Source organism: Protofrankia sp. Cr1 (assembly GCF_963555865.1).
Lineage (GTDB): Bacteria > Actinomycetota > Actinomycetes > Frankiales > Frankiaceae > Protofrankia.
Genome location: NZ_CAUVXO010000081.1, coordinates 1 through 8702, shown reverse-complemented (window position 1 = coordinate 8702; position 8702 = coordinate 1). Strand labels below are relative to the sequence as shown.

Below are 8702 nucleotides of genomic sequence, written 5' to 3'. Positions count from 1 at the left end.
GCAAAGCCGCTTGGTGAGGCGGCAGGGCTGGTTGTCAAGGGTCTTGGGGTACGAGGATGTCGATGTTGATGGTGGCCTTCTCTCCCGGTATCGCAACGGCCTGGCGCGCAACGTAGTCCGCCAGGCAGCATCTGGGCATGCGGGTTCTGTTGCTCGGGGGTACCTGGTTCCTCGGTCAGGCGGCGGCGATCGAAGTCCTGGCGCGCGGATGGGAGCTGACTGTCTTCACCCGAGGGCGGTCTGGGCCCGGGCCGGCCGGGGCCGTCGCTGTGACCGGGGACAGGACCAGTTCGCACGACCTAAGCGCCCTTGCGGAACATGGCCCCTGGGACGTCGTTATTGACACGTCCGCCACCGACATGGCGCCGCGGGAGGTTCTCAGGGCGGCGACGCTCCTGGAACCAGTGGCCGGCGCCTACGTCTTCGTGTCGACGGTCAACGTCTACCGGGAATGGCCGAACAAGCCGCTGGACGAAAGCTCGGAGCTGTTGGACGCCCCCGCCGATGCCGACGCCGAGTTCGGGCGGCTCCCAGCGGGCTGGACGGGGCCGGACTGGTATTACGGTCGGCAGAAGGCCGGCGCGGAGAAGGCGGTCCGCGAGACCTTCGGGGCGCAGCGGTCCGTGATCTTACGACCGGGTGTCATCCTGGGGCCGGGCGAGTATGTCGGGCGCCTGCCGTGGTGGCTGCGCCGGGCCGCCCGCGGCGGCACGATCCTGGGACCGGGAGCGGCGGGCCGCCGTATCCAGCCGGTCGACGTCCGCGACCTTGCGTCGTTTGCCCTCAACCGGGCTGTCGCGGCCGAGGGAGGCAGCTACAACGTCACCGCGCCAGGCCACGAGACCTTCGGTGACCTCCTGAACGCCTGCGTCGAGGTGACCGGTGGGCGAGGTGCCGTCGAGTGGGTTGCCGACGAGGTCCTGCTGGAAGCCGGGGTACGCCAGTGGACGGAGCTGCCGCTGTGGCGGACAAGCGCTGGCGTGTGGGCTGTCGACTCGTCAGCGGCACGGGCCGTGGGCCTGTCGACACGGCCGATCCGTGACACCGTGCGAGACACCTGGCGATGGATGCGGGCGGGTGGCCGCACGGTGGACAACCCCCGGTGGCAGGAACATGGGATCTCCGTCCAGGACGAGGCCGCAGTGCTCGGCGCGGCCAGGCTGGCGGCGGCGCGGGCCGAGGTCAGCTCTCCACCATCGGCGCGACAGTGCGGGTGAACTCGGCCTATGCGGGCGCCATCGCGGCCCAGTCCTCGATGGCGTCGCCGTAGCCCCGCAGCGCCTGCGCCTGTGCCAGGTCCGGTCTGAGGAGCCGCAGGCGGATGGAGTTCACCCGCTGCACCAACCCAGTGCCCCGCCAGGAGACCGGGAGCGCGAGGACCACGTCGAGCGCCGGGACTGCACCGTCGGCGTCGCCCTGGACAAGCCGGGCGTTCGCCAGGTCGGCTTGGGCCTGCGCGACGAACATCGGCGGGCGTTGCTCGCCGGGCAGCGCCCCGTACCGGTCCAGGGCGGCCTGGGCGTATGTGCCGGCGGTCGCGGCGTCGCCGAGGAGAAGGGCTGTCGCGGCGTTGCTCATGAGTACGCGCTCGATGCTCATGCCGAACTCGCCGTCGATGTCGTGCAGGTCGTCATGCTGCGATGGGTCGCCAAGCGCCTCGGCCTCGGCCATCGCTGCCCGTGCCGGGGGCGCGTCGCCAACGTGGGCCCAGGCGCGGCCGGTGATGGCGGCGATCCGGCGGCGTCCCACCGTGCCGACCCCCGGCGCCTGCGCCGCCGCCAGGGCGTGACGCACACCTTCGGCCGGGCGGCCCTGCCAGTACGCGATGTATGCGAGGGTGCCGTGGGCGAATGCCTGCAACGGGCCGAACTCGATCGTCTGCCCGTACAGGGCGGCGGTGCGGGCGAACTGCGCGGCCGGCCGCAGCAGAGACAGGTCGAAACACGCGGAGCCGCAGAGCGCTGCCGCCTCGCCGGCGAGCAGGTAGAGCCGTGCCAGCTGGCGGGGCGCCCGCGTCCGTTCCAGCGACCGCTGGGCGATCTCCAACAGTGCCTGGGCCTGCTGGTAGGCGTTGGGAAGCGTGATGGCGCCGTAATGCGTTGCCAGATGCCGGAGGTCGTCTTCGAGCTGGTCGATCGTCAAGTCGGAGAGGGTGCGGGTAGCCGCCTCGGCGGCGTGATCCGCGGCCTTTCGCGCTGTCATCTCCACGTCGCCTTCGGTTAGCATCGATATCCCTACCGGGTACGCCGTATGGGGATCATTCCTCCCTACCGCGGCCCGCGAAGCGATCCGGTCCGACAGGCGCGCACCCATGGTGGCCGGAAGGGGGTTCAGATCGGAGGCGTCGGCAGCGTCCTCGGCTACCGGCGGGATCGGTGGGGTTGAGTTGGTGGGAGCGGGCCTGTGGCCGAGCACAGGCACCACGGGCACCACGGGGACATCGGCGGGTTCCACGATCTGCGCGGGATCGACGCGCGGAGGTAAGAGACCGAGCCTGCGCGCCTTGCGCTCCTTGTCGGCCTGCTCGCGCAGGGCGATGACCCGCCCGCCCGCTTCCAGTGCCTCGTCGAGCTTCTTGGCAAGCCCTTCGGAGGGAACGGTGTGGCCGTTGACGGCGTCGGCGACCTGCTGGCGGCGGTAGTCGGTGCGCCGAGCCAGTTCGCTGTTGTTGGTGCCCTTGCCCGCGATGAGCTGGCGCAGTAGGGCGGACAGCTCGGCGAGTGCGCCGTTCGGCTCTCTCTCGGCGGGCACCGCGCCCACCTCCCCGTTGTCATGAGATGCCGTGGGCGCAGCCGCTTGGGGCAGGCAGCGCCCCCACATGTTGCAGTCTGTGCAGGACCTTGCGCCGATTGTGTCATGGATGCGACGGAAGCGGCACCGGCGAGTACGGGGACCGCTCGCGAGTGCTGTGCGTCCTCTACCGCGAGGATGCCCCTGTCGCGGCTCCGTCGGAGAGGAGGTCCGTCGTGCCCACTGCACATCCAGTGGGGTCCGCCGTCGTGCCTGAGTGGCGGCGTCCCTCTGTGATCGACGCGAAGGTGGTCGACGCGGTCGAGGCGGCCTGGTGCCATCCCGGCGTTGCGGTCGTGCTGCGCGGCACGCTCAGCTGCCCGACCACGGTGTCCTCGGGCGCGTGGGGGGACTTCCTTGCCGCGGTCAAGCGTGGCGAGTACGACCATCTGCCGTTGGCCGAGACGCGGCGCGCTCCAGCCAGCCGAACATCATCTGAAAGGGACAACTCGTGACTGACGCCGCACTGGCGGATGACCAGGCTGTTCGTCTGCGCAACAAGGTCATCGACGATCTCGTGGCCGCCGGGACGATCGTCTCGCCAGCGATCGAGGCCGCGATGCGGCGGGTGCCGAGGGAGGCGTTCGCGCCGGAGGCTGAGCTGAGCGCGGTCTACCACCCGTGGAATGGGCTGGTCACCAAGCGAGACGCTGACGGCCGGTCACTCAGCTCGCTGTCCGCGCCGCAGGCGCAGGCGCACATGCTGGAGCAGGCCCGGATCGAGCCGGGGATGACAGTCCTCGAAGTGGGCAGCGGCGGGATGAACGCCGCATACCTTGCCGAACTGGTCGGCCCGTCGGGGCGGGTCGTGACGGTCGACATCGACGAGTTCGTCACGATGCGGGCTTCTCGTTTCCTGGCGGAGGCCGGCTACGCGGATGTGCGGGTGGTGCTCGCCGACGCCAAGGCGGGCGTGCCGCGGTTCGCTCCCTATGACCGAGCGCTGGTCACACTCGGGACGTGGGACATCCCGCCGGCCTGGCGGGACCAGCTGGTCGAGGGCGGGCGGCTGGTCGTGCCGTTGCAGGTCATGGGTCTCATGCGAACCGTGGCCTTCGAGAAGGCCGGCGACCTGCTGGTCAGCGACTCCTCGAAGCTGTTTGGCTTCGTCCCGATGCAGGGAGCCGGCGCGCATGACAGCGTCGAGCTGGCCTTGGCCGGCGGCGCGGTGACACTGATCTTCGACGAGGGGGCGCCGGCCGACCCGGCCGCGCTGGACGGAGTGTTCGATACCGAGCCGTTCGTGGTGGACAGCGGCGCGGGCCTTCGGATGGGCGAACCGTGGGCAACGATGCAGATGTGGCTGGCCACGACCGTGCCGGGCTTCTGTCGACTGCGCGTCGACCACGACCTCAACGAGGCGGCGGCGCGGCCGTTGCCCGGTGCCACGGTCGGGTGCGCGGTCGTCGAGGGCGGCAGCGTCGCCTACGTCGCTACCCGCCAGCTCGATGGAGACGACCTCACCCTTGACGTCCACGCCTACGGGCCGGACGCCGCCGGCCTCGCCGAGACGGTCGTCGAGCAGTTGCGGGTCTGGGATCGGGACCACCGCGGCGGCCCGGGACCGCGCTACCTCGTCCTGCCGGCTGGAACCCCAGACACCGAGCTTCCGGCGGCGGATCGCGTCATTAACAAGATCCACAGCAGGGTTGTCCTGTCCTGGCCTCGTCCGGCGCATTCCGCATCGGACCAGGACATCGCTCACCAACCCTTTCCACGGTAAGGAGCTGATCATTCATGATCTTTCAACCCTCCGACAGCGCCATCGCGCTGCTGGACCGAGGCGCGGATGACGACGAGTTTGCCCTCGACGTACGGGTGGTCATCTCGCACCTGGTCGGGCAGTACGACTGCCCGACCAACGACGGGTGCGGCGAGACCTGCAAGGACAACGCGAGTGCTTGCCGCTCGAACAACAACAACGTGTTCTAACCGGCGAGGTCCGGCCCTCGGCCTACCGGCGGCCAGACTTTGAGGAGAGGTGGAGCGATGGCGACAGGGGCCGCGAGGCTTTCCTGGAGCCCGGTCGGGCTGTTGCGGGTCACGACCGAGCCAGGAGCGCTTGATCTCCCGGACGCGCTGGACCTGTCCTCCACCGCTCCCGCCGCCCCGGTTCTGGCGTGGCTGGCGAAGATGTGGGGCCGCGGGGAGATCCGCGAGACGCTGACCTGGGCGAGTCCGGCGCTCTGCGCGCAGATCGAGGTGATCCTAGCCGACGGCGGCGCGGCTCCCGTCCACGTCCACCGGGCGTCGGCGTCGCTGGCGTCGTACCTGCTGCGCTGGCAGCGCCGGCAAACGCCGTTCGGCCTGTTCGCCGGGGTCGGTCCCGCGCGGTTCGACAGCGCGGTCGCGAAGGTTCGCTGCGGCCCCGGCCACCGGTACGCGATCCGGGCGGACGCCGATTGGCTCGGCGAGGTGACCGCCCGGATCGGACGGTGTCCCAAGCTGGCCGCCCGGGTACCGGTGGTGGCCTGCAACACCGTCACCCGGCGGGGCGGCCGGCTGATCGCTCCCGGAGCCACGCCAGGCCCCGGCCCGCATCGCGAGGCGGCATTGGAGGTGTCCGTCCGGGCGACCAGCCCTGTGATCTTCGCCCTCGGCGCGTCTAGCGCCCCGATTCCCCTCGGCGAGCTTTGCGAGCTGCTCGCCTCCCGGTTCCCCACAGCCAGCGGCGACCAGATTGACGGAGTACTCGGCGAACTGGTCGACAACCAGTTCCTGCTCAGCGCGCTGCGGGTTCCGATGAGCGAACCGGACGCGCTGCGCGCCGTCTGCCAGGTCCTCCACGACGCCGACGCGGAGAACATCGCCGAGGTCGCGGACCTGGTCCGCGAGCTATACGCGATCCGCGACGCGCTGCCCGCTGGCCTTGTCGACGCCGTCCCGGCAGGGGTCGGCGCGCGGATGACGGTGCAGGCCCCCGCGGCGCGAACCCCGCTGCTGATCGACACGGCCGTCGACTGCGAAGCAGACATCCCCACAGCGGTGGCCCGCGAGATCCGGGATGCCGTGGCCGTGCTGTACCGACTCTCGCCCTACCCGTTCGGCCATCCGGCCTGGCGGGAGTACCACACCGCGTTCCGCTCCCGCTACGGCACGGGTGCGCTGGTCCCGGTTCTCGACCTGGTCGCGGACAGCGGCCTCGGCCTGCCGGCCGGGTTTCTCGGCTCAGCCCGCGAGACTCCGCCGCGGCAGCTGAGCGAACGCGACGAGAGGGTCATGGCGCTCGTCCAGGAGGCGATGGCCGGCGGCAGTGAGCTGCTTCTGACCGACATGATGATCGACGGGCTGTGCGCGGACAGCGCAGCCGTTCCCGCGCTGCCGCCGCGCACCGAGGTGGCCTTCGAGATCCACGCGGCCACGGTCGCGCAGCTACAAGCCGGCCGGTTCACGCTGGAGGTCACCGGTACCCCGCGCCCGGCGAGCAGCATGGCCGGACGGCACGCCTACCTTCTGCACCCGGACGATTTCGCTGCGGTTCGTCGGACGTTCGAGCCCGCCGCGCCGGGGCTGGTGACGGCGCAGTTGTCGTTCGCTCCACGTCGGCAGCGCAGCGAGAACGTTACCCGCACCGGCGCGCTGAGCCCGACGGTCATCCCCCTCGCCGAGCATCGGCGGCCTGGCCCGGACGGGATCGACCCCTCGGACCTGGCGGTGACGGCCGACGACTACGGCCTCGACCTGGTCCAAATCTCGACCGGCGACCGGGTGCAGCCGCTGGTTCCGCACGCGCTGGAGGCCAGCGTCCACACACCGCCGCTTGCCCGGTTCCTCGCCGAGGTGTCGACGGCCTGCTGCGCGGTGTACCGGTCGTTCTCCTTCGGCGCCGCCTCCGGCCTGCCGTACCTGCCGCGGGTCCGCTACCGGCGCACGATTCTCTCCCCGGCCCGCTGGCTGCTCGACGCAGCCCAGCTCCCCGGTCGCCGCGCGCCGACCGCCGAATGGGAGCGGGCCCTGACCGGTTGGCGGGCTCGCTGGCACGTCCCGGACCACGTTGCGCTCGTCGACCACGACCGGCGCCAGCCTGTCGATCTACGTCACCCGGCACACCGGCACCTGCTGCGGACCCGTCTCCAGCGCGCCGGACACCTGGAACTGCGCGAGACCGCACCGCCCGACCAGCTCGGCTGGATCGGGCGCGCCCACGAACTCCTCCTGCCGCTGACCCGCGCCGAACAGCACGACGTCCAAGCCGCGCGCACGAGCCCATCGCCGTGCCCCGTGCCCGCCGCCGAACTCGCCCTACCGGCCGCGTCGCCAGTCATCGCCGCCCGGCTGTACGCCCACCCCGACCGGTTCGACGAGATCCTCACCGACCATCTCCCCGTCTTGCTACAAGGGCTCTCCGCCGAGCCGGCGTGGTGGTTCCACCGGCACCGCAACCTGCGCGACCACCAGAGCGACCAGTATCTGGCGCTGTTCCTGCACGTCGGCGACTCGGGCGCCTACGCGGCGACCGCCAGCCAGCTCGCGGCCTGGGCCGAGGAGATGCACCGCGGGCGGCTGACCGCACAGCTGACCTTCGCCAGCTGGCAGCCGCCCACCGGCCGCTACGGTCACGGCCCCGCGCTCGACGCCGCCCTACGCGTGTTCACGGCCGACTCGGTCGCCGCGCTCGCCCAGATCGGCGCGGCTCGCACCGGGACAGCTCCGCAGGCGCTGACGGCGCTCAGCTTCCTCGACCTGGCCGCCGCGTTCGCCGACGACGCCGCCACCGGGAGGGCCTGGCTGTTAGACACGTTGCCCCAGACCCACGGCCGTCTCGATCCAGCTCTCCGCAACCAGACCGTCGTGCTCGGCGACGGACTCGGAGCACTGGCCGAGACACCTCCGGGCCGCGCGGTGGCCGCCGCCTGGCAGGACCGCGCCGCCGCGCTCACCGCCTACGCCAGAGAGCTGGTCTCCCAGCGTGAGCCGGCCGGCGTGCTGGGGCCGTTGCTGCACCTGCATCACCTGCGCACGCTCGGCGCCGGCCCCGAGGCCGAGCGCGTTACCGGCCGACTGGCCCGTGCGCTGGCACTGCTCGCCCAGGCCACCCATGCGAACGCCTGACACCGTGGCCACCGGACTGGCGTCCTCGGCCGACCTCGCCCGCGAGGCCGCGGGTCAGCTCCGCCAGGCCGTCACCGTCCCGCCGCGAACCGCGCACGCCCGGCTTGCCGGTGCGGCATTGGCCAACGGCACCGCCGGGATCGCGCTGGCGTACATCGAGCGCGCCCGCGCCGGTCTTGACGACTGGGGCCGCGCCCACGAGTGGATCTGTGACGCTGCCGCCGAGCCCGTCAGCGACCACGACACCGCCGGGCTTTTCCTTGGCGCCCCGGCCCTGGCGTTCGTCCTCGACGCCGCCGCCGGTCCCACCGGCCGCTACCGCGGCGGTATCGCCGAGCTCGACGCCGCCGTGACCCGGCTCGCGCACCGCCGCGCCGCCCAGGCCCTCGCCCGCATCCAGGCCGGCCGGCTCGCGTCATTCGCCGAGTACGACGTCTTCTTCGGCCTGACCGGGGTCGGAGCCCTGCTGCTGCGCCGGGCCTCTACCAGCAACGCGACCGAGCAGGTTCTCACCGCGCTTGTCGCGCTGACCAGACCGCTGACCGTGGACGGCGAAACGCTGCCCGGCTGGTGGGTCGGCCACGACCCGCACCGCCGGCAGAGCTCTGCCTTCCGCGGCGGGCACGCCAACCACTCGATCTCCCACGGGATCACCGGCCCGCTCGCCCTGCTCAGCCTCGCCGCCCGCCGTGGCACCCTGGTGGACGGGCAGCTCGACGCGATCGGCAGCGTCTGCGACTGGCTCGACGCCTGGCGGCAGGACGGTCCCGCCGGTCCGTGGTGGCCGGAGCATCTCGCCGTGGACGAGTTGCGCACCGGGCGCTGCGTCCAGACCCGCCCGGCCCGGCCCAGCTGGTGCT

At 71.8% G+C, this 8702-nt stretch carries 7 protein-coding genes; 6 read left to right on the top strand and 1 reads right to left on the bottom strand.

Going from position 1 to position 8702, the window contains the following annotated elements:
• Nucleotides 1-137 precede the first annotated feature (137 nt).
• A complete protein-coding gene (locus U9980_RS09585) occupies nucleotides 138-1217 on the top strand; it encodes an NAD-dependent epimerase/dehydratase family protein (protein WP_322767603.1) in 1080 nt (359 codons plus the stop codon).
• Nucleotides 1218-1224: 7 nt separating this feature from the next.
• Here the strand turns inward: U9980_RS09585 and U9980_RS09580 are convergent, their stop codons facing one another.
• A complete protein-coding gene (locus U9980_RS09580; protein WP_322767602.1) occupies nucleotides 1225-2751 on the bottom strand; it encodes a helix-turn-helix transcriptional regulator in 1527 nt (508 codons plus the stop codon).
• Nucleotides 2752-2966: 215 nt separating this feature from the next.
• Between U9980_RS09580 and U9980_RS09575 the strand changes: the two genes are divergently transcribed.
• The 5 genes from U9980_RS09575 to U9980_RS09555 form a co-directional block, all read left to right on the top strand.
• Nucleotides 2967-3245 (top strand): hypothetical protein, encoded by a 279-nt coding sequence (locus tag U9980_RS09575; protein ID WP_322767601.1) that lies wholly within the window; start codon nucleotides 2967-2969, stop codon nucleotides 3243-3245.
• Nucleotides 3242-4513 (top strand): methyltransferase, FxLD system, encoded by a 1272-nt coding sequence (gene fxlM, locus U9980_RS09570; RefSeq protein ID WP_322767600.1) that lies wholly within the window; start codon nucleotides 3242-3244, stop codon nucleotides 4511-4513. The genes U9980_RS09575 and fxlM overlap by 4 nt, the downstream gene beginning before the upstream one ends.
• 14 nt (nucleotides 4514-4527) lie before the next feature.
• Nucleotides 4528-4722 carry an FxLD family lanthipeptide gene (locus tag U9980_RS09565; protein ID WP_322767599.1) on the top strand — a complete coding sequence of 65 codons (195 nt, stop codon included), beginning with the start codon at nucleotides 4528-4530 and terminating at the stop codon, nucleotides 4720-4722.
• A gap of 57 nt (nucleotides 4723-4779) precedes the next feature.
• Entirely contained in the window at nucleotides 4780-7842 is a 3063-nt protein-coding gene (locus U9980_RS09560) for a lantibiotic dehydratase (RefSeq protein WP_322767598.1), read from the top strand.
• The coding region (locus U9980_RS09555; RefSeq protein ID WP_322767597.1) for a lanthionine synthetase C family protein at nucleotides 7829-8702 on the top strand (874 nt) is incomplete at its 3' end. The genes U9980_RS09560 and U9980_RS09555, both read left to right, overlap by 14 nt.